Here is a 26028-nt window from a genome sequence, read left to right as displayed (position 1 = left end):
CGGCTTCGTTCAACAGAAGCTCCATCCCCGGGGCTAATGCGGTGATATATGAGATTCCATCGGTGTCTGCGGCCGATGATGGAGCGAAGTTCTCGGTGGTGGTGAGCAATGGCAATGGGCAAGTGACCAGCGCCGAGGCTACGTTGTGGGTTGTCAAGGAATGATGCGCAGGAGGAGTGATGAAGAAGATGCGTTTCTGGCCCTGGGGCTGCCTGGAGGCGCTTACCCTGGCGCTGGCCCTGCTAGTGGGTCTGCTGATGAGCTGGCGGTTCTCCCGGGTGCATATCCTGGCGAGGTTGGGACATGCAGAGTCCATGTCAGAGCTGGGATTGGCTTATGTCAGTATCTCCGGTAGGGGATTGGTCGCTGAAAGTAACTGGAAAACGGCAACCTATTGGTTCGAAAAGGCCGGAGCGGCGGGGGATGGAGGGGCGGATTTCGAGCTCTACCAGATGTGGCGGGTGCAGGGCGATCCCGCCGACATCCGCCGTTGGCTGGAACGGGGGGCCCGGAATGGGAATCCGGAGTGTGCCATGACCCTCGCGCAATGCTATTGGTTGGGCCTCTATGGGTACCCGAAAGACCAAGTGCTTTCAGATGAATGGGCGAAAAAGAGCACAGCGTTTGAACGCAGGAAATACCGGAAATAAGGGGAGGACGGCTGGCCGCTCAGGGGGCATGTTCAGCCTAGGGAAGCCCTGCCATGTGTGTCTGGACCCCTGGGCGGTGGCGGCGTCTCTTCCCGTCTCCCCGGACTACCCAGCCCACACCGGGCCGGAGGCCTGCGCAGGTGCTCAGCCGCCCCGCATGGTCAAGAATCCCACGGAATCCCACGGACCAGGTGGTTCCGGTGGGGCAGGGGGCGCTGTTCAGTGTGGATGCCGAGGTGAAGGGACAGATTGGATACCAGTGGATGAAGAACGGGGTCGCCATCTCCGGGGCCACCGCGACAAGCTATGCGACACCCCCGGTTTCCTTGGGCAATGATGGTGCTGGGTTTTCCGTGGTTGGGCGAAGCCCGACCGAAGCTGAGCCCCTGCGGCACTTGGTTATTCACCCTCCGGCTAGCGCCGAATCGGGTGCTGGACCCGGCGCGATTCGGCTGCCCTGATCGCGCTCGCACGCTCCCGCCAGCGCCGAGCTTCCATGGGATCAGCCAGCACGCCATCCCCCGTGGCATAGGCTGTCGCCAACAATCCGCAACTGGATTCATCCCGGAAGCCCTTTTCGTAGGCCTGGCTGAGCCACCGTGCTCCCTCGATCTTGTTCGCAGGGATCCAATCCCCCCCATCGGCCTTCGAACCTTGACCGAGGAAGAGGAGGTTCCCCAGGGCATTCATCGCACCGGAATCCCCAGAGGACGCGTGTGAGCGCAATTCTGCGAGTCTGCTGGGGGGTGGGTAATGGGGCGTGGAGGCGCTTTGGGATCCCGGCGTGCTGGGGAGCTGTGGACGCCGCCCTTGTGAAATGGGCTGATCCGTTCGCCGGATCACTCGGGAAGGCACCGCCTCGAAGGGGCCGATCGTTGACTGGATTTCCAGTATGGCGGCTGAGAACGCATCCCTCGCTTGGCGAAGGGCTCTCGTTTGTTCCGGGGTGCGGGTCTGACGGATGTGGCGGGCTTGCTCTGCATCCTGGGGCGGTGACAGGGGCTCCGGTCCTTCATCCGTGAAATAACCTGCCGGGCTTTCATCCAGGCAGGACGAGTGGTAGCACACCTGGCCTTTGAGCGAGGCCACGGTTTGCGTATAGATGACTTGGCAACTGGGCACATAACCACTCTGGTTGGCCTGTTGAAGGTCTATGGCCACTCCCCAATTGCCGCCCGTCAGCATATCGACCTCTCTCGGCGGGGCGGGCAATCCCGCTTTACTGAAGGCATCGCTGGTATTTGTATGCAAACGCTCGACGATGCGGATCAGACGTTGGATCTTCTCCTTGGATGCTTCTGTGGCCTCATGGCGGGGCGTTGAGGACGATGCCATCGCCTCTGCCGTTTGTGCCGGAGCCGCAGGTTTCGGGTCGGGACCGATGATCGCCCTCCATACGGTTCTACCGACCGCCAGGCGCAGCGCATGGTCCGCGCCGCCGACCAGCAGGAAGGCCACGATGACTGCAAGGGCGGTCTTCCACGTTGCGACGCGATGGACCGAGGCCAATCCCCAGGTGGCGAAGGCGATTCCCAGAACCGCCAGCACCGCAGACATGACGAGAATGGCAAGAGAGAGCCACGAGGGCGTGGCGAAGATGCCCATGCCAAGTCCCTGGCCCCCCCTCACAGAAGCAATCGGGTTGAACTGCAGGTACAGGGAGAGGGCGGTCAGGCAGGCTGCGAGAGGCAGCAGCCACGCGGAGCTGTATCCAAGGACCCGCAGGGAGTTCCGAAGATAGCCCCTGACCCTTTGGTCCAAGGCCCAAAGAATCCCGTGGGCGGTGAATCCTCCGATGAACATGAAACACAAAGGTCGGAGCAAGAAGGCTACCAGGGTGCCGGGAACAATCAGGATCGTGTCGCTAAGCACTAAGGAAACATAGGGGCCAGCTGCTTTCCGAATGGCGATCAAGCCCAGTTTCATGGCCAGGAAGAGGAATGGGCTGGTCACGATTACCCAAAGGTAGGCATACCCGAGGGGCGCCCACAGGGAATCACCTCGGTACGTTGCGTCCCAGATGGTGCGGAAAGATTTGAAGGGGTAAAGGTTATTGCGGAACCATCGGACTGCAAAATTGCCATGTTCCTCGAATGGGAGGAGGTTGAATGCCATGGTTTAGGCCTCCGCATGGGTAGAGCAGGTTGCACGGTGTGTGCAACTTTGGATTATAACCTTTTTATGTTTAATTAGTGGGTATTTAAGTGCTTAGGGGGTAGGGATTGCCCCGCCATGACCCGATGGTGGCGCAGCAGCGTTCTACAGCCTTGCCTTCAAGCTCCGGTAATCCGTCTTCCCGGTCCCCAGGGTGGGGATCTTGTCCACCTTCTCCACTCTGCGGATGTTGTGGATGGGGCTGAGGCCTGCTTCGCGGATGGCGGCGTTGGCGGCTTCCCGGGAGATGTCGCGGATGGTGAAGAGCACCAGCTCTGGATTGTGCTCGTCGGGGGTGGCTTCCACGGCGAGGATGATCTCTTCGTCATCCTCGTGGCCGAAGCGGGCGATGAGGGCCTCCTCCACCGCGGGGAGGCTCACCATCTCGCCCCCGAGCTTGACGAAGCGCTTGAGGCGCCCGGCGAAGACCAGGTGGCCATCCTCCTCTTTCACCAGATCCCCGGTGCGATACCAGGCGCTGCCCTCGAAGTCCTGGAAGGGGGAGGGACCCTCGTAGTCCAGGTAGCCGCTGAAGACGCTGGGGCCCTGGACCAGGAGCATCCCGGGGCGGCCGGGCTCGGCCCGCTCGCCCGTTTCGGGGTCCACGAGGACGTGGCGCAGGGAGGGCATGGGCAGGCCGATGGTGCCGTGGCGTCGATTATCCTTGCGGTTGCCGCTCACCACTGGGGAGCATTCGGTGATGCCGTAGCCTTCCAGGATGATCATTTCCGGGAAACGCTGGTCGAGGGTGGCGTAGAGGCTCTCGGGGCACTTCTCGCCCCCGGTGATGACGAACTTGAGGCTGGCGAGCTGCTCGTCCGTGGCCGCCCTCACGGCACCGTTCAGGAAGGTGGGGGTGCCCAGGAGGAAGGAGGCGCCGTAGGCCTGGATGATGGCCGCCAGGGCCGCCCCTTCCGTGGGGTTGGGATGGAAGACCGTGGGCACGCCCGCGCAGAGGGGCAGGATGGTGGTGGTGTTGAGGCCGTAGGAGTGGAAGGGGGGCAGGATGCCCGTGAAACGGTGGCCGTCCAGGAATGGATAGGCCGAGATCAGGTCATGGATGTTGGCCAGGAGGTTGCCCTGGCTCAGGGGCACTGCCTTGGGCAGGTTCTCGGAGCCGGAGGTGAAGAGCACCACTGCGGTATCAGTCACCTTGGCCCGGCGCAGGCCGCCCCACCAGAGGCGGCTCTGGAGGAGGGCCAGGATCTTGCGGCCCAGGGACAGGGTCTTGCCCACATCCTCCAGGAGGAGGAAACGGTCCTGCAGGCTCGAAAGATCCATGCCCTGGGCTTCCAGCCTGGTGACGAGCTGCCGGGCGCTGAGCACCTTCGTGACCTTCAGGAGGTCCAGGCCGTGCTTGAGGTTCCTGGGGCCCACGGTCCAGTTCACCATCACGGGTGTCTTCCCGGCAAAGAGGGCCGTCATGTAGAGGATGGCGGCGCCCACGGAGGCCGGGAGCATGATGCCGACGTACTGGCCCTCGATGGCCTTCAGGGTGGGGCGAAGGGCGAGGATGCCCAGGATGATGTCGCGGTAGCTCTTCACGCCGGAGCTCTGGTCCGCCAGGATGGCCGCATCGGGCTCGCGCTTGGCGCGGTTCAGAAAGGCTTGGGCGAGGTTTGCGCCCTCGGGGAGCGAGACCGGCACCCGGCGAGGAGCGAACCATCTGGGATCGATGGGCTTGAGCTGGCGTTGGCCGCTGGTGTCCAGAAGGCCAGCCGCCGCCAGGATCACATCGCCGACGCTGCCAAGGGCTTCGGGATCGGAGGCCTCCACCCGGTATTCCTGGGAGAGCCAGTTGATGATCTCCAGGCGTCCCAGGCTGTCCAGGCTCAGGTCCCGGGCCAGCTGATGCCCGTCCTGGAGTTCGGGACATCCGCTCAAGTCCTTCAGGAAATCCAGGACCCGCTGACGGATCGCGACGTCCACTTTAGCGGGGTCTCCGACGATCTTTGGGGGGATGGGGTCCGGCATCTCCCCGCCTTCCCGGTTCTCCCAGAACCCGTAGGGGACGTAGCGCCCTGCGGGGGCTTCAAGGTTGTAGAAGGCCTCCATGTAGCGGTTCTGCTGCTCCCGGGTGCCCTGGTAGGGGAAGTCCACCGCTTCCTTCAGGGTGATACGGACCGGCCGTTTGGGGAGGAAGAACAGGGCGTTGGCCAGGAGCTTGCGGATTCCCATGCCCAGGAAGGCGCCCATCTGGGGGCTGACGCCGTGGATGCGGCTGGACGCGCTGCCCCAGAGACCGGTGGTGCGGATGAGGACGATGCGGGTTCCCGGGGCCTTCTTCAGCAGGGCCTCCACTGCACTGCTGGCTCCCAGATCCTCCAGGTGGCTGCGCATGAGGTGCCCGGCGGGGTAGAGCATGAGATTCTCACCCCGCTTCAGGACCTCCGCGCAGGCCTCCAGGGTCTCCTCTACCTTGCCCTTGGCGGCCTCGCCGTAGACCGCTGGGTCCGGCAGGGGCATGGTCTTGAAGTGCCGGGCGATCCAGGCGGTGGCTTTTCCGGAGATCCGGTCTTTGTCCGCCAGGACCCAGGGCTCGAAGGGGTTCTGGAGCTGGAGCCGCACCAGGACGGGATCGATCAGTCCCGGGTGGTTGGGAAGGAAGAGAATGCCCCCTCGCCGACCCCCAAGGGTCGGCGAAATATTCCCCTCAATGCTCACCTTGTATCTGAGCGCGGTCAGAGGTTTGGCCAGGGCACAGAGAATCGACGCGATCAAGCCCACTCCTTGTTGCGAAACTCCAGCGCCAGCCAGAGGGTAAAGCCGAGGGAGGCTACGCCCAGGCCGCCGTAGGCCAGGGTGGGGAGGAGGGCGCTCAGGGCCGGGATCAGGGTGTAGGCCAGGCTCACGGCGGACATCCCCAGGAATGCGGCGAAATTGGCACTGGCCCAGACCGCTCCCTTGCGCTCGGGGGCCGGTCGCACCTGGAGGAAGCTTTCGCAAGGGATCATGAAGAGGCCACCCCCGGCCCCAGCGAGGGCGATGAGGGCATAGAGGGCAGGGATCTGGATGCCCTGGGCCATCATGGGCACCAGGGCCAGGGCCAGCATGGCGGCGCCCATGACGAGGCCTGCGGGCAGGAGCACCCGGAACCAGCGCCCGCCCCTGGCGAAGCGGGCGGAGAGGAGTCCCCCGAAGGCCAGGCCCAGGAGCTGGCTGGCCACCAGCAGAGAGGTCCGGGCATCCCCCAGGTGGAACTGTTCCTTGCCCAGGGTGTTGATCACCAGGAGCTGGAAGACCCCCGCGGACCAGATGAAGACATCCGCCAGCAGGACCCGGCCCAGCTGGTGGTCCCGCCAGATGGCTCCCAGCTCCCGGAAGGTGTCCAGGGGGCCGGTCCAGGGGAAGGGGCGTCCGGGGTCAGCGGCGGGCCTGGAGGGAATGCCCAGGCTCACGCCCAGGCCGATGAGGGCGAAGAGGATCACCGCAAGGCCCACCATTCCGTGGCCGAAGGAGGCCCCCAGGAGGGGACTGCCCTTCATGCCCAGGACGAAGCCCGAGAGGGTGATGCCCACCAGGATGCCCACGCTCACGATCATGCGGAGCATGGCGTTGGCCTGGGTGACGTGGCTGGGGGGGTAGAGTTCGGGGATCGATCCGTTCAGGGCCGGGCTGAAGAAGGTGGACTGGAGGCCCATGAGCCCTACCATGCCGATCATGACCCACATGTGGCCTGCCAGGATGCCGTAGGCCCCGACGAAGGCGGCCAGGAGCTCAAGGCTCTTGGCGCCGATGACGATGCGGCGCTTGGGGAAGCGGTCGGCGAACCACCCCGCCGGGGCGGCGAAGAGGATGAAGGGGATGGTGAAGGCCGCTCCCACCAGACCCTGGAACTGCTTCATTCCCAGGGTCACCGCCAGGAGCATGACGGCCTGCTTGTAGAAGTTGTCGTTGAAGGTGCCCATGAAGTAAGAGCTCGCCATGGCCGCGAAACGGCTCCGGGCCTGGCGGAGCTGCTGTGCTTCAGAATCCAGAGTCATTCATGCTCCTGAACAGGTCAGAAGCAGTCTAGCAGGCGCACCACCAGGGGCAGGGTGAGGAGGCTGAGGGCCGTGCTCAGGAAGACGCAGCGCGAGGTGTAGGCGTTGTCCCCGCCGTAGATCTGGGAGAAGACCGCCACCGTGGCGGCGGAGGGCAGGGCTTCGATGACCACCAGGATCCGGGTGATGACAGGATCCGCATGGAAGAGCCTGCATACCAGGAAGGTCAGGGCCGGGGCCAGCAGGAGGCGCACGGCGCTGATCATGTAGATGGAGACGCCTGAGAAGACCTCCTTAGCCTTCACCTCCGCCAGCATGGCTCCGATGATCATCATGGAGAGCGGGGTGGTCATGTTCCCGACCATGGTCATGGTCTGGGTCACGGGGCGGGGGAACGGCACCGAGCAGAGATAGAGCACGATGCCCGCCAGGGTGGCCATGAGGATGGGGTTCATCACCGCCTTCCACATATCCTTGAAACGGGTCTTGCCGGTGAAGAGGGTGATGCCGGAACTGAACATGAAGACCCAGAATGGGAGCTGGAAGACGGCGCCGAAGAAGACCCCCACATCGGGGAAGAGGCTGGCCAGCAGGGGGATCCCCATGAAGCCGCAGTTGGAGAAGGCCGTGATGAAGCGCCAGGGAGCCTGGCGGTGCTGGGGGGCCTTGAAGAACATGGCCTTGCCCAGCAGGAGCAGGAGGATGTTCATGAGGATCGAGAGGGCGAGCATCTCCCCAGCCCGGCCCAGCATGGCCTTCTCGAAGGGGCGCAGGAAGGAGACGAGGACCAGCAGGGGCATGGTGACGTTGAGCAGGAGGTCCGAAAGCCCTCGGTTCACCCGCTCATCGATGAAGCCCCGCTTGCGGGCATAGAAGCCCACGACCAGCAGCAGGAACAGGATGATGACTTGGTCGACGATATTGCTCAAAAGGGCCTTCCACGGAACCCGGAGCGCCGGACATCGGCCCGCTCCCAAAGTACCGGAGACTATTGTAGCCAGCTGGGCTACACCCTTCGCTCCAATCCCGGGTCCATTGTGAGAGCAGGGGCTTTCCCTTCGAATCCCCACTTGTATTCCAACGGGCTCTGCGGGAGTCTGCGTTCCTGGAGGTTCCCATGGCTGAAGCACCCCTGATCCGGCTCCAGGACATCACCAAGGTCTACCAGATGGGCGACATGGAGGTGCGGGCCCTGGATGGCGTCTCCCTTTCCATCCAGCGGGGGGAATACGTGGCCATCATGGGGCCCTCGGGTTCCGGAAAGTCCACCCTGATGAATGTGATCGGGTGTCTGGACTCCCCCACCACCGGGGAATACGAGCTGAACGGCAAGGTGGTCTCCAGCATGTCGGACGATGAGCTGGCCCAGATCCGCAATGAGGAGATCGGCTTCGTCTTCCAGACCTTCAACCTCCTGGCTCGCACTACGGCGCTCCAGAACGTGGAGCTCCCCCTCATCTACGCCGGGGTCAAGCCCCTGGATCGCCATGCCAAGTCGAAGAAGGCCCTGGGGGACGTGGGCCTGGGCCAGCGTTCGGATCACATGCCCAACCAGCTCTCCGGCGGTCAGCGCCAGCGGGTGGCCATCGCCCGGGCCCTGGTGAACGATCCTTCGATCCTGCTGGCGGACGAGCCCACGGGCGCCCTGGACTCCAAGACCAGCGTAGAGATCATGGCACTCTTCGAGGAGCTGTATCAGCGGGGCAACACCATCATCCTGGTGACCCACGAGGAGGATATCGCCCGCCACGCCCACCGCATCGTCAAGCTTCTGGACGGCAGGATCAAGCACGACGAGCCCAACACCCCCATCAGCCTGGAACAGCACCTGGAGCACCTGAAGGAGTGGGCGGACAAGGATTGAAGGCAGATCCCATGCACAAGGCAACATGGAGTCTCGCGGCCTTCGCGAGCTTTACCCTACCCCTGGCGACCAAGCCTTCCCCGCAGGCCCAGTTCCCCAAGCTGGACAGCATCAAGGGGGCGGTGATACTTGGCGGGCAACGCTGAATGGATCCTGGACAGGGGTGGATCGCATTTCCTGCCCAGGGCTGACATCATGGGGCCACCACACTAGGAGTTGCCACCATGAGCCGCCGCTTCCCTCTGGGCTTTGTGGCCCTGCTTTTGTCCCTTCCCGCGATGGCGGGCCCAGCCAGGCCTGACATCATCGAACTCGAACAGCCCGATGGCACCCGAATTCCTGTTCGGATCCGTGGAGACGAATTCCAGGGCTGGACCGAAACCCTCGAGGGCTACACGGTGCTGCGGAACGAGGCTTCCGGGCTCTGGGAGTATGCCCAACGGGAGGCCGTCTCGGGTGCACTGAGGCCATCGGGTCACGCTGTGGTTCCCGGAACCCCTGCTCCCTCCTTTCTGTCGGGGGGCTTGCGTCCGAAAAGGGATACGCTGCGGGAGCGCGCCACTGCGACCCAGCGCAAGGCGGTCTTTGGGGGGCGGACCGGCTCTGCGCTGTCAGGGCTTTCATCGGCCTCGGCGGTCACAGGCAACAAAAAGCTGCTGGTCATCCTGGTCGCTTTCGCAGACCGGGCCCTTGTGACTGATCCCTCCAGCTGGTACGGCGTGCTCTTTCAGACCGGAACCGGTGTGAAGTCTGTCCGACAGTTCTACCGGGATAATTCCTACAACGTTGTCGATATCCAACCCGTGAGCCACACCCAGTCCAGCACCAGTGGGGTGGTGAGCGTAACGATTGCGGCCAACCATCCCAATTATGGTGAAGACGGCACTTATTCGGCGGAAATCGCCTGGCTGAACCTGGCCCTCGCCCAGGCGGCCAGCTATGTGAATTTCGCGGCCCTGGACACCAATGGGGATGGGGAGATCACGCCCAGCGAGGCCGCCATCTACTTCATCCCCGCCGGTTACGAGACCTCCGGAAGTTCCAAGACGCCTTCCATCTGGGCCCACGCCTGGGGCGGGCCGTCGGTTACCGCGGGCACCAAGGCCCTGACGACCTGGGCCATGAACGGCGAACTGAACGACGGGGATCGCCAGCATCCCATGGGTGTCATTGCCCATGAACTGGGGCATTCCCTGATAGATCTGCCCGACCTCTATGACACTAATTACACCAACTACGGTCTGGGGCACTGGTCTCTCATGTCCTATGCAGGGCCACCGCATGATGGAATTATTAGATAGAGGTCGTCTCTCCATTGTGTGGGAATCCAAGCAAAGCAGCCATACGATAATCCGGCGACATGGCGGCCTGCATCCTGCGGAACTTGATGCTTCCCATGGGGTTCGGGTCCTGCCGGAGGAGATTCAGCACGATATGGCGGAGGACCGCGCTGCACTCAGGGCCGCTCCCCTTCCGAGTCCGATTGGCATCTTCCCGAAATGCCACGTCTAGGACCCAGTGGAGCTTGTTCTCGATGCCCCAATGATGGCGGGCGGCCGAACCAATAGCCTCGGCTTGGGTCATGGACAAGGTGGTGATGTAGAACCGTTCTTCCAGGGCAGGCTTGCCGTTGCGCAGCGATTCTGATTGGATTCGCACGATCGTCTCCAGCTTGGGCCATTCCAGGAGGATGCTCTCTGGAAGTTGCTCAACGGCATCCAGGGTGGTCACGCGGCGCCGCTCATTCCGACCACGTCGAGACTCCAAAGACTCGGCGCTGCCGTGAGCAGTGCCCACCAAATTGGCATCCAGGCTTTCAAAGCACGCCTTGATGGCCTTGTGGAGGCGCTCCTGGTTGCCCTTGACGGCCAGAAGGTAGTCGGCCTTCTTCGCCACGATCCCCCTGGCGATTCCCTTCTGGCACCCCATGGCGTCGATCGTCACGATGCACCCTTTCAGATCCAGAACCTTGAGGAGTGCGGGAATAGCTGTGATCTCGTTGCTCTTTTCGTTGACGGCGCATTGTCCAAGCACCATATGGTTCGCAGAGGACCAAGCGCTGACCATGTGCAGGGCCGACTTACCGGCTGCAAGCGATGCCCGGAGCGTCTTGCCATCCAGGGCCACAACATCCCCAGGAACCTTCTTCCGTACGTCGCGAACCCAGGAGAGGAAGCACTCTGTGAAGGCCTTGGGGTCGAGCAGGATGAACACCCGGTTGATCGTATCGGCGCTTGGCACACCGTTGGGCAGCGTGAGGAAGGTCCTGAGCCAGGCATCCTGCGACTTGGCGAAGCGGTGGATGTCCTCCCAGCTGTCAGCGCCACAGAGAACGGCCAGGACGGCGATGAGAATGATGTCGAGAAGGAGGTGCCGCTGACCACGCGTGCTCCGGGGATCGGGCAAGGATTCGAGGTGATCGGCGAGGGTTCTGGCTTTGGTTACCATGGACAGTTCTCCATGGAATGTCATGCCATACTTGATTATGAAGTACAAGTGTTATATGGGCCCGCACCGTTGATTTGCCAGCTATATGGCCCGATTTATTGCTTTTTTGATTATTTGTACATGCGGCGGCCCTGATGTCCTATGGAAGCTGGGGGGCGGATACTGGGGAAGATAGCGGTTCCACCCCCGTGACTCTGGATGCCTGGTGTCGTCAGTACCTGGGCTGGGCCAGCCCCCAGACCCCAGACCAGCTTGGGCAGACCGTAACCCTGGGGCTCCCCCTGTCCTCGATCCAGGCGGTAGCCAAGCTCCGGTCTCCCTTGCTCACGAGTCAGGAATACTTTCTGGTGGAGAATCGCTACCCTTCGGGCTGGGACCGGGGCCTGGTGGCCAATCTTGGCTCAGGTTGGGCCGGTGGACTCCTGACCCTGCATGTCGATGAGGCCATTGCGGGTAACGCCTATGTCGCGGGCAGCCACCAGATGGTGATGGCGGAACATGCTGACAATGCGCTCTACGGCTCCGTGGGCTCCGGTGCGTCTCTCTTCTATAGCGGAGGGCATGACAGCTTCACCCCCCTGACCACGCCGTCCTCCACCTATTACAGCGGTTCGAGCAGTCTGGTGGGTTTCACCGCGGCGAGCGTCCCGGGAACTTCCATGAGCTTCAGCTTCTACGCGGACACCTCGACCATCTCCATCAGCGTGACGCCCACCACGGCGGTTCTGCTGCCGGGGGCCAGTCTGGCCATCACCGCCAGTGGTGACGAGGGTTGGGGCGTGACATGGGGCCTGGCGGGGGCCAGCGGCGCCTCCAAGGTGGATGCAGGCTTGACGACGACCCTGACGGCTCCCGCTGGAACCCCTGTGGCGGACCTAGTCTTCACGGTGGAGGTCGCCAGCGCCGTGGATGCCTCGATTACCGCTTCCTCCACCGTGACGGTCAAGTCCATGGACCTGGATGCCTCAGGGGGGGTGGATCCCCAGGATCTGCTCAGCCTGGCTGCCCAGTGGGGCCAGGGCACTTCCGCCCCGGCCAACCTCAAGGGAACTGGTACCGTGGACAACACCGACCTGGATGCCCTCCTGGGCCAGCTCTGAGAAAGGCATACCCATGAAGCTCCTGGCTGCACCCCTCGGACTGATCCTCGCCCTTGCCCAGTTCTCCTGTGGCGGGGGCTCCTCCAGCCCTTCAACCCCCAAGGCCTCGGGTCTGGTCTATACCAATCCTGCATCCGGTACCTACCGATTGGTTCGCAATGCTGACCTTTCAACGACGACCCACCTGGTGCTGGACCTTGTGGGACCCCTTTCCGGGACGGGCTCCGGGGTATCGGTGACCCTGAGCGCTGGGACCCCGGTGGCTTGGAGCAATGTGAACGGCAGCGATCCCGCCGGGACTTTCCTGGCCAACGGCACCCAGTTCAGCCTCGGCAGCGCCCCCCAGATCCTGAAAGCCAGGGTCACCGGGCAGAGCCTGGTCGGGACCGTGGCTGAGAAGGGCTTTTCTGCACCGAAGTCCCTCAACGGAACCCTTTTGCGAGTCGCTCTGGACTTCAGGACCGGGCTGGGCACGCTATCGGGAACGGATGCCACCCTTCAGGTCGGTACCTGCCGCCTACTGGATGCATCCGGCACGCTTCAGGACATTACCCTGACGGCAGGCACTCTGGTCTGTCAGTGAGATTCAGGTCGGCTGCTGCTGGGTCATGCAGTGCATGGCCCCGAAGCCCCAGATGAAGTCGCCGCTGTGGATGCCCACGATCTCCCGGTCCGGGAAGAGTTCCGCCAGGAGGTTGAGTGCGAGGCGGTCCTTGGGGTCGTTGAAGGTGGGCACCAGCACCAGGCCGTTGGCGATGTAGAAGTTGCCGTAGCTGGCGGGGAGGCGCCGCCCTTCGAAGAAGACCGGGGAAGGCATGGGGAGCTCCACGATGCGGAAGGGCTCGCCGTCGAGATCCCGCTCGGCCTTGAGGCGGCGGAGGTTCTCCGCCAGGGGGGCGTGATTCGGGTCGGCGGGGTCGGGTTCCACCACCGTGACGATGGTGTCCGGGGCTACGAAGCGGGTGATGTCGTCCACGTGGCCGTGGGTGTCGTCCCCCTCGATGCCGCGGTCCAGCCAGATGACCTTGCGGATTCCCAGGTGCTCGGCGAAGACCCGCTCGTAGCCCGTCCTGGTGAGGCCCGCGTTGCGCTGCTGGACCTCGCTCAGGAGGCACTCCTCCGTGGTGAGGAGGATGCCTTCGCCGTTGACATCGATGGAGCCGCCCTCCAGGATCACGCGGCCTTCCCGGCGGAGGGCCTGGACGGGCTCGGCACCTGCGATGCGGGCCATGGCCTCGCCCACCTGGCAGTCCCGCTGCCAGTTGCCGTACTTCGCCCAGGCATTGAAGAGCCAGTTCACCCCCTTGAGGTGCCCGCCCTCCTGGACGAAGGTGCAGCCCGAGTCCCGCATCCAGATGCGGTCCGTGGGCAGATGGTGGATGCGGAGGTTCCCGTTCAGGGCGTTGGCCCGGGCCAGGATCCTGCGGGCCTTGGCTTCGGCTTCGGCGTCCTGCACCAGCAGTTCCACCCGCTCGTGGCGGGTGAGGTGGCGGATGATGTCGGCGTAGACCCACTGGATGGGTGCGAACTTGCCGGGCCAGTCCTCGGCATTGTGGGGCCAGGCCAGCCATGTGGCGGCGTGGGGTTCCCATTCGGCGGGCATGCGGCGCATGGCTGTCCTCAGTCCAGGAAGCGGCGGGTGATGGCGCCGTAGGAGTCGATGCGGCGGTCCCGGAAGAAGGGCCAGTTGCGCCGGGTGTCTTCCAGGAGCTTCAGGTCCACCTCTCCGATGAGGATCTCCTCCTTGTCGTGGCTTCCCTCGACGATGATCCGCCCGAAGGGATCCGCCAGGAAGGAGCCGCCCCAGAATTCCAGGCCCTTGCCTTCCTTCGCCTCATTGCCCCGGATGTTGCCGGTTTCGAAACCCACGCGGTTCACCGCCGCCACGAAGATGCCGTTGGCCACGGCGTGGCCCCGCTGCACGGTGCGCCAGGCATCGTGCTGGGCAATGCCGAACTCAGCCTTTTCGAGGGGGTGCCAACCGATGGCGGTGGGATAGAAGAGAATGCTGGGGCCCTGGAGGGCGGTCAGGCGGGCCGCCTCCGGGTACCACTGATCCCAGCACACCAGGGTGCCGATGCGCCCGAAGCGGGTGTCGAAGGCCTTGTAGCCCAGGTCGCCGGGGGTGAAGTAGAACTTCTCGTAGAAGAGGGGGTCGTCCGGGATGTGCATCTTCCGGTAGATGCCCAGCTGTTCGCCATCGGCGTCGTGGATGACAGCGGTGTTGTGGTAGAGCCCGGCGGCCCGGCGTTCGAAGAGGGAACTCACCAGGGCTACGCCGTGGTGCTTCGCCGCTTCCGCGAGGCGATCCGTGGTGGCACCGGGGATGGCCTCGGCCAGGTCGAAGAGCTCGGCGTCCTCCCGCTGGCAGAAATACTGGGTCTGGAAGAGTTCCGGCAGGCAGACTACCTGGGCCCCCCGGGCGGCGGCCTCCCCGATGCAATCCAGGGCCTTGCGCAGGTTCTCCTCTGGCTCGCTGGAGCAGGACATCTGGATCAATGCGACATGGAAACGGTCTGGAGACACGGCAAGCCTCGAAAATTGAGAGGACAAGGATACCAGTGCCCCCGGGGGCCGTTGGCAACGGATCTGTCAATTCTCCGAATGCGGTCACCGGGAAGTATGCTTATGGCTTCCCGATTATCGGCTTGCTTCAGCCAAGACCGAGGGGCTGGGAGGACTATTGGCAGGCACCGAAAATCAATGAATTCAGCTGGGATGCAAAAGATGAACAGGATAAAGCAATCAGCGGGCAACGATGGTTCACATCGGCGATCTGGCCCGCCCCGCTATGCGGGGGCGCGCGGCAAAGCCGCACGCGTTCAGGAAGGGCAAAGGGGCATAGGCGCGCCTACGTGCCATAGCCCCTTTGCCCTTCCTGAACCTGGCCAGAGCGCCGAGCCTTCTGTCAGCGGCTTTTCATCCCTTTCATCCGTGCGCCCAGCTCATGTCTTTTTCGGCTGAGCAAAGCCGATAATCGGGTATGGCTTTGCTCAAAGGGCACTCCCCTATGATTAACGGATGTCGGAGATTCTGCATGGCCTTTGAACTTGGAAAGATGCACCGCCCCATCACCCTGCTGGCCTTTCTTGTCGCCGGAAGCTGGGGTTTCGCCCAGGTCTCACCACTGCCTCAGGTCATGGATGCTGCTGTCACAAAGGCCGTCACGCCACGGTTTGCTGTGGTGGATGGCTATCTTGTGGCACATCTGCCGGAAGAGAACGTCACTGTGATCGCCCAGGCTCCCGTGGCCGGGCCTGTGGGGGTGGACCAGGGATGGGCCACCTGGACCCAGCGGGCTGACATGCTTTGGCGGGGGCAGATGGAGGATAGTCAGGGGCGGAGCTACAACATCAGGATTCTGCCGGGCTATGTGGCCCCCTGGCGCTATGGAACGCAGGGCTGGTCCGATGCTGCCTCGAACCTGGGGGAATACGGACAGGCCCGCACCTGGAGGAAGCTGGGCAGGGATTCCCGTTCCTGCTTCAAGTGGGGATGGGAAGACTCACTGTGGGAGTTCGGGATTGAGGGCTCTGGGAAGGCCTGGTCCCGGAATTTCGAAATGGCCAAGCGGCGAGTCCAGCGCAAGACCTTCGGTTGGCCCCTGGCTTACCCCTGGGCCACCGTCAGTGCCTCCTTCGAAACCCTGATTCGGGTGCCCCTGGGGGCCGCAGGGGCCGTGGTGGGGACCGCTGCCGGGGCTGTGGTGGTCCCCGCTTTCCAGGTGGCCTCGCCCAGCATCAAGGCGGTCTACCATGCTGGGATTGACGGCGTCCTGTTGCCTGTCTCCGGGTGGGCCTGGCAGACCATGGCCGCCCCTCCCGCTGCCCTCCTGGCTTCGGCCCCCACGCCCAGCAGGGCGGATGGGGTGTGGATGAAGGTCGTGGAGCCCCGGCGGGAAACGGCGGCTCCAGTCGCCGCGGAATTGCCCCGCCTGTCCGATGCCTCGATGGACATCCTGGCCCGCTACGCCCTGGAGGCGGCCCATCACGACGCCCGCGAGGCCGAGGCCCACCGCCTGGAGCAGGATGAACTCAAAGCGGTCCGGACCCGCCACGCGGAGGCCCGGCGCCAGTTGCAGGAATCCAGGTCCGAGGCCCTCTTGGCCTGGTCCAGGGAGCCTGATAACCAGAAGGCGCTCCTGGCTCTCCTCCAGGAGGGAGGGGATGCTGCCTCGATCCGAGCCCAGCGGGAGGCGCTGGCGCAGCGTCTGACGGCCATGAATCTTTCCGAGGCCCAGGCCATGGAGATCCTTCGGGTTCTCGTGCGCCACCCCCTGCGTGAGAGGGCCCCTTCGCGTCCTGCTGTCTCCACCCTCAGCGACAAAACGGACCCAGTTCGGGGGGCCCTGGAAACCGTGGACCGGGTGACGGGTACTCGGATCGTCCCCTGAAGGCACCCGCTCGGGCTTTCGTGCGCCGTTCTCCGGAACCGCCGGGGATGGGGGTAGACTCAAAGATCATCCTGGGGGCATGCGTGTTCGGAAAGATTCAGCACATCCATTTCGTTGGCATCGGGGGCATCGGCATGTCCGGCATCGCCGAGGTGCTGGTGAACCTGGGCTATCGGGTCACGGGCTCGGATGTGAAGGAGAGCGCCACCACCACCCGGCTCCAGGGGCTGGGGGTGGAAGTGCAGATCGGGCACGGGGCCAAGGCCATCGAAGGAGCCCAGGTGGTGGTGATCTCCAGCGCCGTGAAGGGTGACAACCCCGAGGTGGTGACCGCCCGCAGCGCCAAGATCCCCGTCATCCCCCGGGGCGAGATGCTGGCGGAACTGATGCGCATGAAATACGGCATCGCCGTGGCCGGTTCCCACGGCAAGACCACCACCACCAGCATGATTGCCCAGGTCCTGAGCCAGGGGGGCATCGACCCCACCATCGTCATCGGCGGCAAGCTGGGGACCATCGGCAGCAACGCCAAGCTGGGCAAGGGGCCCTTCCTGGTGGCAGAGGCCGACGAGAGCGATGGCAGCTTCCTGCTCCTGAGTCCCACCATCGGCGTCATCACCAACATTGACCGGGAGCACCTGGACCACTACAAAGACATCGACGAGATTCTGGAGGCCTTCGCCCAGTTCGGCAACAAGGTGCCCTTCTACGGTTCCCTCTTCGTCTGCATGGACGATCCCAATGTGGCGGTGCTGCGGCCCCGTCTCAAGCGCCAGGTGCGGACCTACGGCACCCATCCCCAGGTGGATATCCAGGCCCGGGACATCGTCCAGGAGGGCTGGCGCACCCACTTCAAGGTGCGGGCCTTCGGCGAGGATCTGGGGGCCTTCTCCCTGGGCGTGCCGGGGCACCACATGGTCCTCAACGCCCTGGCCACCATCGGGGTCGCCATGGAACTGGGGGTGGAGCGGGAGATCATCCAGGCCAGCCTTTCCAGCTTCACCGGGGCTGACCGCCGCTTTCAGAAGAAGGGCGAGAAAGACGGTGTCCTGGTGGTGGATGACTACGGCCACCACCCCACGGAAATCGCTGCCACCCTGGGCGCAGCCCGCCACGGCTTCCCGGAGCGGCGCATCGTGGTGGCCTTCCAGCCCCACCGCTACACCCGCACCCAAGCCCTGCTGGAGGAGTTCGGCCGCGCCTTCTTCGATGCCGACGTGGTGGTCTTCACGGACATCTATGCCGCCAGCGAGCCCCCCATCCCCGGCATCTCCGGCCAGACCCTGGTGGATTCGGTCCTGGCTCACGGCCAGCGCGAGGCCCACTACGTGCCCAGGCTGGAGGATCTGCCAGCCTTCCTCAAGGGGCTGACCCGCGAAGGGGATCTCCTCATGACCTTCGGGGCCGGGAGCATCACCCAGGTGGGGCCCAAGTTCCTGGAGCTGTAGAGACTTCCTGGTCTTCAAGTCAAAAAATTAATTATCCATTTCGGGAAAACCCCCGGCTCTGCCGGGGAGGCAGTAGAAGTTTGACTTTTCAGGGAGTCCATCTTGGAATCTCGAATCGTGAGCCGCCAAGCACGCGAAAGGAGGTCCGAGATGGACTCGTCGGAAAGTCTAAGCCACTCCCGCTGGGAGTGTAAGTACCACGTGGTTTTCATCCCGAAATGCAGGAGGAAGACGCTATACGAAAAGCTGAGGCCTCACCTGGGGGAGATATTCAAGCGTTTGGCTGATCAGAAGGAGTGTCGTATCGAGGAAGGCCACCTGATGGCTGACCATGTGGACATGCTGATCTCGATCCCGCCGAAGTATGCGGTGTCTCAGGTGGTGGGTTTCATCAAGGGGAAGAGCGCGATCTGGCTGGCCCGGGTCTATGGGGAAAGTAAGCGAAACTTCGTCGGGCAGCATTTCTGGGCCCGAGGCTACTTTGTGTCGACAGTTGGGCGGGATGAGGAGGTCGTCCGCGAGTACATCCGAAGCCAGGAAAAAGAGGACGAACGCTTGGAACAGTTGTCGCTGTTTCGTTAAGGCGGGCACCATGTGGTGCCCCATAACTCATTCGGGGCCGCGTTAGCGACCCCGTTCAGCCGCTTCGAGCGGCTCACATTGAAAGGCCCCCGGCTCTGCCGGGGGATGTCTTACTATATTTTTCATCCTGTCCATCCTGCCTATCCTGTTTAAAAACAAGAAACAGGATAGGCAGGATGTATAGGATAAAGACGTTATCCTTCGTGTCCTGGACGTCGGAGATGCTTTGACTGATCCTGCCGCTGCTGATGCTAGGCTGGATTCATGTCTAACAAGCGCTTCACCCTCGCCATCACCGGGGCCACGGGCTCGGCCTTCGGCGTGGCGGTGCTGCGGCGACTGGCTGAGAATCCCGGGGTGGAGCAGGTGAGCCTCCTGCTGACGCCCACCGGGCGCCGCTGCCTGGAGGATGAGACGGAGCTCACCCAGGAGGACCTCCTGGCCATCTCCCCCAAGGTCCGCCACCTCTACGAGAACGATCTGGGGGCGGACATCTCCAGCGGCAGCCACCGCCAGGACGGCATGGTGGTCCTGCCCTGCAGCGCCGGGACCCTGGGCCGCATCGCCTCGGGCACCAGCGAGAACCTCGTGGCCCGGGCGGCGGATGTCTGCCTCAAGGAGCGCCTGCCCCTGGTCCTCTGTGTCCGGGAGACCCCCTTGAATCGGATTCATCTGGAGAATCTATTAAGGGTTAATGACTCTGGGGCCTTGGTGATGCCCTTGATGCCAAGCTTCTACCATCGGCCCGAGACCCTGGAGGACCTCTACGAGGCCTTCGCCACCCGGGTGCTGGACCGCCTGGGGCTGGCTGAAGAGGACGGAAGGCGCTGGAAGGGATGAACGCGCCGGAACCCTTTGTGCCGCCCCGCTGGGCCCGCTGGCCCCATGTCCAGACGATCCTGGCCCACCTGATTCCTTCGCCGACGCCGGAATCGCCCTGGCGGGCCGAGAGCCTGTCCCTGGCGGACGGGGATCGGCTGGCTCTGAGGATCTGGGAGGGGTGCAATTCGACGGTGCTCTTCCTCTTTCATGGGCTGGCGGGCAGCGCCGACGCGGACTACATGCGGCGTACCGTCGCCCTGGGCCTGGCCCGGGGATGGACCGTGGTGGCGGTGAACCACCGGGGTTCGGGGGAGGGCAGGGGCATGGCCCGGCGGACCTACCACAGCGGGGCCACCGGGGATCTGGCGGCGGTCCTGGCCTGGGGGAGGGAGCGCTGGCCTGGGCATCGCCATCTCGCCGTGGGCTTTTCCATCTCCGCCAACATGCTCCTGCTCCTGGTGGGCCGGGACCAGCATCTGGCGCAGCCCGATCTGGCTATCGCGGTCAATCCTCCCGGCGATCTGGAGGCGGCCTCCCGGCGACTCCGCCAGGGTTTCAATCGCGTCTACGACCTCCGCTTCGTGAAGCGCCTGCGCCGTTTGGCAGAGGAGCTGGGAGGCCGCTCCCTCCCTCCCACTGCCACCCTGTGGGACTTCGACGAAGTCTACACGGCCCAGGCCGCGGGCTTCCGGGATCGCCTGGACTACTACACCCGTTGCAGCTGCGGTTCCCACCTGGCTGGGATCAGGACGCCCACGGTGATCCTCACCAGTGAGGACGATCCCTTCGCTCCGGCTTCGGATCTGGGGCCCGTTTCCCCCGCCGTCAGGCTCCATGTTGAGCGCTCCGGGGGCCACATGGGCTACTGGGCCGCAAGGCCTACACCCCTGGGGAGCCGACGCTGGCTGGATTACGCGCTGGAGGTGTGTTTCCGGGAATCTTATCTCTCCACCACCAGCCGCACCGGCAGTTCCAGCAGCTCGTAGAGCAACTCGCCCTTGGTGCGGAGGCTTTCCAGTTCGGGGCGCAGGTCGTTCTTTCCCTTGATAACCAGACGGAATCCGCCTTCTTCCTCCTGGAGGCTGACGGAGCGCACGGCCTTGATCCTGCGGCGGTCCAGGGCGTCCGCCACCCGCAGGATGGCCGCCAGCTTCTCCACCACCTGCTGGTGCCAGGGGGCCAAGCGGGCGTAGAGCTCGTCCTTGGCCTTGCGGGGTGCCTTGCCCCGGTGGAAGCGCACCACCTGGCTGATGACATCGGACTCCTTGGGCCAGAAACCCTGGAGCTTGGCGCTCTGGACGAGGTAGGCGCCGAGCTTGTGGTGGGCTCTCTCGGCGATGGAGAGGCCGATGTCGTGGAGCCTGGCGGCGAAGCCCAGGAGTTCCCGTTCTGGATCTCCCAGTTCGAAATAGGGGCGGATATCCCGGAAGAGCTGGTCGCAAAGAATAGCAACATGGTGGCTGTGGGTGGCATCTGGGTCCAGTCGCTCCGCCAGCGTTTCCACCGAAGCCCTGCGGCGGGCCGCCAGGGCTGGGAGGTCCATGCCGCCGTGCTTGAGGGCCTCCCAGATCATCCCCTCCCGCAGACCCACCGGGAGGCAGCGGGCCTGCTCGGCCCCAAGCCAGCGCATGAGCCCGGTGGCCCAGGTGGCCCCCACATGCAGGACCTCCGCCCGCTTGGCCTCTACGCCGAGAGTCTCAATCCTGGCTTGGGCCGGGAGTTGCCAGAGGTGGCGCTTGAACTTGATGAGCTGGGCCAGGCCCAACTCCGTCTCGCTGCCGCTTCCTTTGGCCAGATCCTGCCAGGTTCCCGAGGTGGCCAAGAGGATCCGGGTCGTCGGGAGGTCCTCCGGCAGGCTCCTCGTGGCCTTCCTGAGAACCTTGCGGATGAACTTCCTCAGGCGTTTGAGGTCCTCTGGAACAGGAGGATCAGAGGTCGGAACGGCGTCTGCCAGGCGCTGGATGCCCCAGGGCAGGGAGATCGAGGCCAGGACTCGCTCCCCCATGGTCCAGGTGATCTCGGTGCTGCCACCACCGATATCCACCAGGGCCGTGGGCTCGGTGGGAAAGGGTACCGAGCGGCTCACGGCGAGGTGGATGAGGCGGGCCTCCTCCTCGCCGGAGATGATACGGATGGGAATTCCAAGTTCGGCAGCTTCCCCGACGAAAGCCCCGGCGTTCGCCGCTTCGCGGAGGGCAGCGGTTCCGCAGGCCATGATGGTGTCGCACTTGAATCCCTGGATGACCGATGCCATCAGGGCCAGGGCATCAAGCCCGGCCCGATAGGTGTCGGGGGAGATGAGGCCGGCCTGGGCCAGCCCCTTGGAGAGACGGACCATCATCTTCTCCCGGGCCAGAACCTGCTGGTTACCCATGGCATCGGTCTCCACCACCACCATGTGGATGGAGTTGGAACCGACATCAATGGCTGCAATCCGCATCCTGGCCTCCCTGGGACCAGCATAGTCCGAACCGGGGCAGAGGGTTGTGAATAGGGTGCGCCTTACTGGGGAGGAAAAGAGGCTCACGCGGAGGCACGGAGGGCGCGGAGGGCGCGGAGGGAGGGCTTTCGGGTACCACCGGTTGCCCCGGATACTCCGGGGGGGTATGTTGGACCTTTGTGTGAACCTTTCGTACAGGGGAACGGCCATGCCTGTTGTTGACAACAAGACCTACTGCCGGATGCTGGATCGCGCCAAGAAGGAGAGGTTCGCCTTCCCGGCCTTCAACGTGACCTCCACCGAGACCGCCAATGCCGTCCTGCTGGGCCTGAAGACCGCCAAGGCCGATGGCATCATCCAGATCTCCACCGGTGGCGCCGAGTTCCTTTCCGGGCTGGGCATCAAGGACATGGCCAAGGGGGCCATCGCCCTGGCGGACTACGTGCGCTACATGGCCGACTTCTATGACATCAACGTGGCCCTCCATACGGACCACTGCCACCCCAAGCACCTGGAGGGCTTTGTCCTGCCCCTCATCGAGGAGACCGAGCGCCGCCGGGCCGCCGGGCGTCCCAATGTCTTCAACGCCCACATGTTCGACGGCTCCGAGCTCTCCATTCCCGAGAACATCAAGCGTTCTTCCGAACTCCTGGAGCGCTGTGCCAAGAGCGAGATCATCCTGGAGGTGGAGACCGGCGTCGTGGGTGGCGAAGAGGATGGCCATGACACCAGCGGCGTGGGCAAGGAAAAGCTTTATACCACCCCCGAGGACATGGTGGATGTCCACAAGGCCCTGGCTCCCATTGGCCGTTACATGCTGGCCGCCACCTTCGGCAACGTCCATGGCGTCTACAAGCCCGGCAACGTGGTCCTGAAGCCCCAGATCCTCAAGGAGGGCCAGGAGGCCATCGCCCAGGCCAAGCCCGGCGAGAGCGCCCTGCTGGTCTTCCACGGCGGCTCCGGTTCCAGCCTCGAGGAGATCCACGAGACCTTGGACTACGGCGTCATCAAGATGAATATCGACACCGACACCCAGTACGCCTTCACCCGCGCCATCGCCGACCACATGTTCAAGAACTACGACGGTGTGCTCAAGGTCGATGGAGAGGTCGGCAACAAGAAGGTCTTCGACCCCCGCCCCTACATGAAGAAGGCCGAGCAGAGCATGGCTGATCGTGTTGTGCGTGCCTGCCACGACCTGCGCTGCGCTGGCACCAGCCTGGGCAAAGAGGCCTGAACCTCTCCAAATCGTGAGTGGAAGCCGGACACAGGCGTGTCCGGCTTTTTCATTCCGGGTCCACCTGGTGGACCCGGTTCCGGCCGGACTCCTTGGCAAGGTACAGGGCCTGATCCGCCATGTGGAGGAGCTGTTCGGGCGCCCGGTCCAGTGTGGGTACGAATGCCGCCACTCCACAGCTGATGGTGACGACCGGGGCGGTCGGTGAATGCTCGTGGGGGATGCTGGCTTCCTCCACGGCGCTGCGGACCTTTTCGGCCATCAGCCTGGCCTGGGAGGTGGGAGTCTGGGGCATCAGGGCTACGAACTCCTCTCCCCCGTACCGGGCGCAGAGATCTCCGGCCCGCTTGACCTGGGAGCCCAGGACCGCTGCGACTCGCATCAGGCATGTGTCCCCGGCCTGATGCCCGTAGTGGTCGTTGTAGGCCTTGAAGTTGTCGACGTCCAGGAAGAGGACGGCCAGTGGGGTACCTGACCTGGCTGCCCGGTTCCACTCCGCCTGGAGGCGCTCATCCAGACTGCGGCGAACCAGAACCGAAGCCGGATCAACATCACCCCGAAGACGTAGATCACCAGGATCCCCGTGTGGTAATGCAGGGCGTTGGGATGGCAGCTCGTCAGGAGGAGGGCGTTCAGGGTGAGGGTGGTCAGGATCACCTGTCCCGCTGCAAGCCACTCGCGGTGTCGGGCGAACCATGGCTGCGGCAGGAAATAGGTGACGAGGGCGATGACCGGGGTCAGGAAGCAGAGACGGAGCAGGAGCGCGAAGCGGGCCACATCCGGGATCATCCGGAAATCGCCGTAGCCGAAGATATCGATGAGGAGCACGCCCGCAGCACCGTAAATCCGGAACCTGGAGACGCGTTCCGTGGCGGAATCCTGCTCGAATTGACGTTCCAGGCGCTTGGGGAACCGGAGCCAGCGGAACCCGGAATCCAGGGTCGCCTGGGCGCTGTCCTCCAATGAGAGGAGGCGGCGCTGGGAGACGAGTTCGTCTTCCGACTGGGCCGGAGGAGGAGGTGCGCTGTGGACGGCGGTGGCGGACATTCGGTGGCAGTTTGTGTTGTTTGGATGATTTATCCCACGAAAAAGCCCCCTTGCGGGGGCTTTTCGTGGGGCTGGAGGAAACTACTCCTCGCGCTTCGCCTGGGCGAAGGCGTCGGCCAGCGTAGCCTTCTTGAAAGGCTCCATCTTGGCGCGGGCTTCGTCCATCTCACCCTTCTCGAGATCGGTCTCGTACTGCTTCACGGAGAGGCCGATGCGGTGCTCGGTGGGGTCGAGCTTGACGATCTTCATCGTCAGCTCCTGGGCGGTGGTGAACTCCTTCTGGATGTCCTCGACGCGCTTGCGGGACAGCTCGGAGACGTGCACCAGGCCCTCGATGCCATCGCCGAGGTCGACGAAGGCGCCGAAGTCGGTCAGGCGGGCGATCTTGCCGGTGACGGTGTCACCCACGCGATGGCCGTCGAAGAACTGCTCCCAGACGTTGGGCTCCATCTGCTTGACGCCGAGGCTCATGCGCTGGTTCAGGGGATCCAGGTTCAGAACCTTGGCGGTGACGGAATCACCCTTCTTCACAACCTCGCCGGGGTGCTTGATCTTCTTGGTCCAGCTGAAGTCGGAGACGTGGATCAGGCCGTCGATGCCCTCTTCCAGCTCGACGAAGGCGCCGAACTCAGTGATGTTGCGCACGGTGCCGGTGACGATCTGGCCGATGTTGTACTTCTCGGCCACTTCCATCCAGGGATTGGGGGTGACCTGCTTCATGCCGAGGCTGATGCGGCGGCTCTCGACATCCACCTGGAGGATGACGGCTTCCACCATGTCGCCCAGGTTGACCATGCCCTTGGCGGACTTGACCTTCTTGGTCCAGGACATTTCGGAGACGTGCACCAGGCCTTCGACGCCGGGCTCGAGCTCGACGAACGCGCCGTAGTCAGTGATGGAGACGACCTTGCCCTTGACGCTGGCGTTCATGGGGAAGCGCTCTTCGACGGTCAGCCAGGGATCGGCAAACTTCTGCTTGTAACCCAGGGAGACGCGCTCGGTGTCCTTGTCGTACTTGAGGATGGCCACCTCGACCTTGTCGCCCACCTGGAACATCTCGCTGGGGTGGTTCAGGCGACCCCAGGACATGTCGGTGATGTGCAGCAGGCCGTCCACGCCGCCCAGATCGATGAAGGCGCCGTATTCGGTGATGTTCTTGACGGTTCCCTCGACCAGCTTGCCTTCCTCGAGACCAGCCAGGGTCTCTTCCTTCAGGGAGGCGTTGATGGTCTCCATGAAGAGCTTGCGGGAGAGGACGATGTTGCCCCGGCGGCGGTTGACCTTGATGACCTTCATGTCATAGGACTTGCCGAGGTAGGGATCCAGGTTGCGGACGGGCTTGACGTCCACCTGGCTGCCGGGGAGGAAGGCGCGGATGCCGATATCGACAGCCAGACCGCCCTTGACCTTCTCCAGCACAACGCCGTGAACGGTCATGTTGGAACGGAAGGCCTTTTCGACCTCGTCCCAGATCTTCATCTTCTCGGCGCGCTCACGGGAGAGACGCACGTTGCCGTTGACGTCCTCCAGGTGCTCGACGAGGACTTCGACGACATCACCAACGGCCACACCCACGCTGCCGTCAGGGTTGTTGAATTCGTCGATGTTCACCGTGCCCGAGCCCTTGTAGCCGATGTCGACGATGACATCCTTGCCACGGATCTCGACCACGACGCCCTTGACCACTTCCTCCTCGCGGAGGGCACGGGTCTCGCCTTGGAGGGCGTCCAGGAACTCCTGGGTCTCGGAGGACTCGTCCTCCAGCAGAGCAGCGTCCAGCACCTTGATGCGGCCCACCTGCTTGCTGTCTAGGCCCAGAATTTTGTTTAGTTTGGACATTCGTCCACCTCTTATAGTTGC

At 63.8% G+C, this 26028-nt stretch carries 22 protein-coding genes; 12 read left to right on the top strand and 10 right to left on the bottom strand.

Annotated elements, in window-relative coordinates; genetic code table 11:
• Positions 1-179 precede the first annotated feature (179 nt).
• Positions 180-650, top strand: a complete 471-nt coding sequence (locus HOLFODRAFT_RS0216200; RefSeq protein WP_005031282.1) for an SEL1-like repeat protein — start codon at positions 180-182, stop codon at positions 648-650.
• A gap of 414 nt (positions 651-1064) precedes the next feature.
• Here the strand turns inward: HOLFODRAFT_RS0216200 and HOLFODRAFT_RS0216195 are convergent, their stop codons facing one another.
• The 4 genes from HOLFODRAFT_RS0216195 to HOLFODRAFT_RS0216180 form a co-directional block, all read right to left on the bottom strand.
• A complete protein-coding gene (locus HOLFODRAFT_RS0216195) occupies positions 1065-2603 on the bottom strand; it encodes an SEL1-like repeat protein (protein WP_158412980.1) in 1539 nt (512 codons plus the stop codon).
• Positions 2604-2909: 306 nt separating this feature from the next.
• Positions 2910-5525 carry an AMP-binding protein gene (locus tag HOLFODRAFT_RS0216190; protein ID WP_005031280.1) on the bottom strand — a complete coding sequence of 872 codons (2616 nt, stop codon included), beginning with the start codon at positions 5523-5525 and terminating at the stop codon, positions 2910-2912.
• Positions 5522-6787 (bottom strand): MFS transporter, encoded by a 1266-nt coding sequence (locus HOLFODRAFT_RS21860; RefSeq protein ID WP_005031279.1) that lies wholly within the window; start codon positions 6785-6787, stop codon positions 5522-5524. Before HOLFODRAFT_RS21860 ends, HOLFODRAFT_RS0216190 begins: the two co-directional genes overlap by 4 nt.
• A 17-nt stretch (positions 6788-6804) precedes the next feature.
• The gene (locus tag HOLFODRAFT_RS0216180) at positions 6805-7716 is read right to left on the bottom strand and encodes an AEC family transporter (RefSeq protein WP_005031278.1); all 912 of its coding nucleotides are present in this window, start codon (positions 7714-7716) and stop codon (positions 6805-6807) included.
• Positions 7717-7904: 188 nt separating this feature from the next.
• Between HOLFODRAFT_RS0216180 and HOLFODRAFT_RS0216175 the strand changes: the two genes are divergently transcribed.
• From HOLFODRAFT_RS0216175 to HOLFODRAFT_RS0216165, 3 genes are all read left to right on the top strand, one after another.
• The gene (locus HOLFODRAFT_RS0216175) at positions 7905-8651 is read left to right on the top strand and encodes an ABC transporter ATP-binding protein (protein ID WP_005031277.1); all 747 of its coding nucleotides are present in this window, start codon (positions 7905-7907) and stop codon (positions 8649-8651) included.
• A gap of 11 nt (positions 8652-8662) precedes the next feature.
• On the top strand, positions 8663-8797 hold the full coding sequence (locus tag HOLFODRAFT_RS25600; RefSeq protein ID WP_005031276.1) for a hypothetical protein: 135 nt from the start codon (positions 8663-8665) through the stop codon (positions 8795-8797).
• A gap of 78 nt (positions 8798-8875) precedes the next feature.
• The gene (locus tag HOLFODRAFT_RS0216165) at positions 8876-9952 is read left to right on the top strand and encodes a M6 family metalloprotease domain-containing protein (RefSeq protein WP_005031275.1); all 1077 of its coding nucleotides are present in this window, start codon (positions 8876-8878) and stop codon (positions 9950-9952) included.
• Here the strand turns inward: HOLFODRAFT_RS0216165 and HOLFODRAFT_RS21855 are convergent.
• Entirely contained in the window at positions 9945-11099 is a 1155-nt protein-coding gene (locus tag HOLFODRAFT_RS21855) for an ISAs1 family transposase (RefSeq protein WP_005034570.1), read from the bottom strand. The two genes, HOLFODRAFT_RS0216165 and HOLFODRAFT_RS21855, sit on opposite strands and share 8 nt — an antisense overlap.
• Positions 11100-11233: 134 nt before the next feature.
• On the opposite strand from HOLFODRAFT_RS21855, the gene HOLFODRAFT_RS0216155 reads away from it, so the two are divergent.
• Together HOLFODRAFT_RS0216155 and HOLFODRAFT_RS0216150 are read left to right on the top strand one after the other, a co-directional pair.
• A complete protein-coding gene (locus HOLFODRAFT_RS0216155; RefSeq protein ID WP_005033956.1) occupies positions 11234-12199 on the top strand; it encodes a metallopeptidase domain-containing protein in 966 nt (321 codons plus the stop codon).
• Positions 12200-12212: 13 nt separating this feature from the next.
• Complete coding sequence (locus HOLFODRAFT_RS0216150; protein ID WP_005033954.1) at positions 12213-12782, top strand: hypothetical protein; 570 nt, start codon at positions 12213-12215, stop codon at positions 12780-12782.
• A gap of 3 nt (positions 12783-12785) precedes the next feature.
• Here the strand turns inward: HOLFODRAFT_RS0216150 and HOLFODRAFT_RS0216145 are convergent, their stop codons facing one another.
• Both HOLFODRAFT_RS0216145 and HOLFODRAFT_RS0216140 read right to left on the bottom strand, forming a co-directional pair.
• Positions 12786-13811: an agmatine deiminase family protein gene (locus HOLFODRAFT_RS0216145; RefSeq protein WP_005033952.1), complete on the bottom strand. Its 1026-nt coding sequence runs from the start codon at positions 13809-13811 to the stop codon at positions 12786-12788.
• Between the two features lie 8 nt (positions 13812-13819).
• Positions 13820-14725 carry a carbon-nitrogen hydrolase gene (locus HOLFODRAFT_RS0216140; protein WP_005033950.1) on the bottom strand — a complete coding sequence of 302 codons (906 nt, stop codon included), beginning with the start codon at positions 14723-14725 and terminating at the stop codon, positions 13820-13822.
• A 511-nt stretch (positions 14726-15236) separates the two neighbouring features.
• On the opposite strand from HOLFODRAFT_RS0216140, the gene HOLFODRAFT_RS0216135 reads away from it, so the two are divergent.
• From HOLFODRAFT_RS0216135 to HOLFODRAFT_RS21850, 5 genes are all read left to right on the top strand, one after another.
• On the top strand, positions 15237-16592 hold the full coding sequence (locus HOLFODRAFT_RS0216135) for a hypothetical protein (protein WP_005033948.1): 1356 nt from the start codon (positions 15237-15239) through the stop codon (positions 16590-16592).
• 83 nt (positions 16593-16675) lie between these two features.
• A complete protein-coding gene (murC, locus tag HOLFODRAFT_RS0216130) occupies positions 16676-18040 on the top strand; it encodes a UDP-N-acetylmuramate--L-alanine ligase (protein ID WP_026939406.1) in 1365 nt (454 codons plus the stop codon).
• Positions 18041-18190: 150 nt separating this feature from the next.
• The gene (gene tnpA, locus HOLFODRAFT_RS0216125) at positions 18191-18622 is read left to right on the top strand and encodes an IS200/IS605 family transposase (protein ID WP_005033945.1); all 432 of its coding nucleotides are present in this window, start codon (positions 18191-18193) and stop codon (positions 18620-18622) included.
• Positions 18623-18886: 264 nt separating this feature from the next.
• Positions 18887-19462: a UbiX family flavin prenyltransferase gene (locus HOLFODRAFT_RS0216120; RefSeq protein WP_005033943.1), complete on the top strand. Its 576-nt coding sequence runs from the start codon at positions 18887-18889 to the stop codon at positions 19460-19462.
• Complete coding sequence (locus tag HOLFODRAFT_RS21850) at positions 19459-20430, top strand: YheT family hydrolase (RefSeq protein WP_005033942.1); 972 nt, start codon at positions 19459-19461, stop codon at positions 20428-20430. Before HOLFODRAFT_RS0216120 ends, HOLFODRAFT_RS21850 begins: the two co-directional genes overlap by 4 nt.
• Here the strand turns inward: HOLFODRAFT_RS21850 and HOLFODRAFT_RS0216110 are convergent.
• Entirely contained in the window at positions 20385-21884 is a 1500-nt protein-coding gene (locus HOLFODRAFT_RS0216110; RefSeq protein WP_005033939.1) for a Ppx/GppA phosphatase family protein, read from the bottom strand. The genes HOLFODRAFT_RS21850 and HOLFODRAFT_RS0216110 overlap by 46 nt on opposite strands.
• A 208-nt stretch (positions 21885-22092) precedes the next feature.
• Here HOLFODRAFT_RS0216110 and fbaA point away from each other — a divergent pair, with 208 nt between their 5' ends.
• Complete coding sequence (fbaA, locus tag HOLFODRAFT_RS0216105) at positions 22093-23121, top strand: class II fructose-bisphosphate aldolase (RefSeq protein ID WP_005033938.1); 1029 nt, start codon at positions 22093-22095, stop codon at positions 23119-23121.
• A gap of 49 nt (positions 23122-23170) precedes the next feature.
• On the opposite strand, the gene HOLFODRAFT_RS24135 is transcribed toward fbaA, so the two are convergent.
• Positions 23171-23818 (bottom strand): GGDEF domain-containing protein, encoded by a 648-nt coding sequence (locus HOLFODRAFT_RS24135; protein ID WP_084053816.1) that lies wholly within the window; start codon positions 23816-23818, stop codon positions 23171-23173.
• A gap of 431 nt (positions 23819-24249) precedes the next feature.
• The gene (locus HOLFODRAFT_RS0216090) at positions 24250-26007 is read right to left on the bottom strand and encodes a 30S ribosomal protein S1 (RefSeq protein WP_005033932.1); all 1758 of its coding nucleotides are present in this window, start codon (positions 26005-26007) and stop codon (positions 24250-24252) included.
• Between the last annotated feature and the right edge of the window lie 21 nt (positions 26008-26028).

Origin of the sequence: Holophaga foetida DSM 6591, assembly GCF_000242615.2 — a bacterium.
GTDB classification, from domain to species: domain Bacteria; phylum Acidobacteriota; class Holophagae; order Holophagales; family Holophagaceae; genus Holophaga; species Holophaga foetida.
The sequence above is the reverse complement of the archived record's forward strand: the minus strand, read 5'-3'. Positions and strand labels throughout refer to the sequence as shown.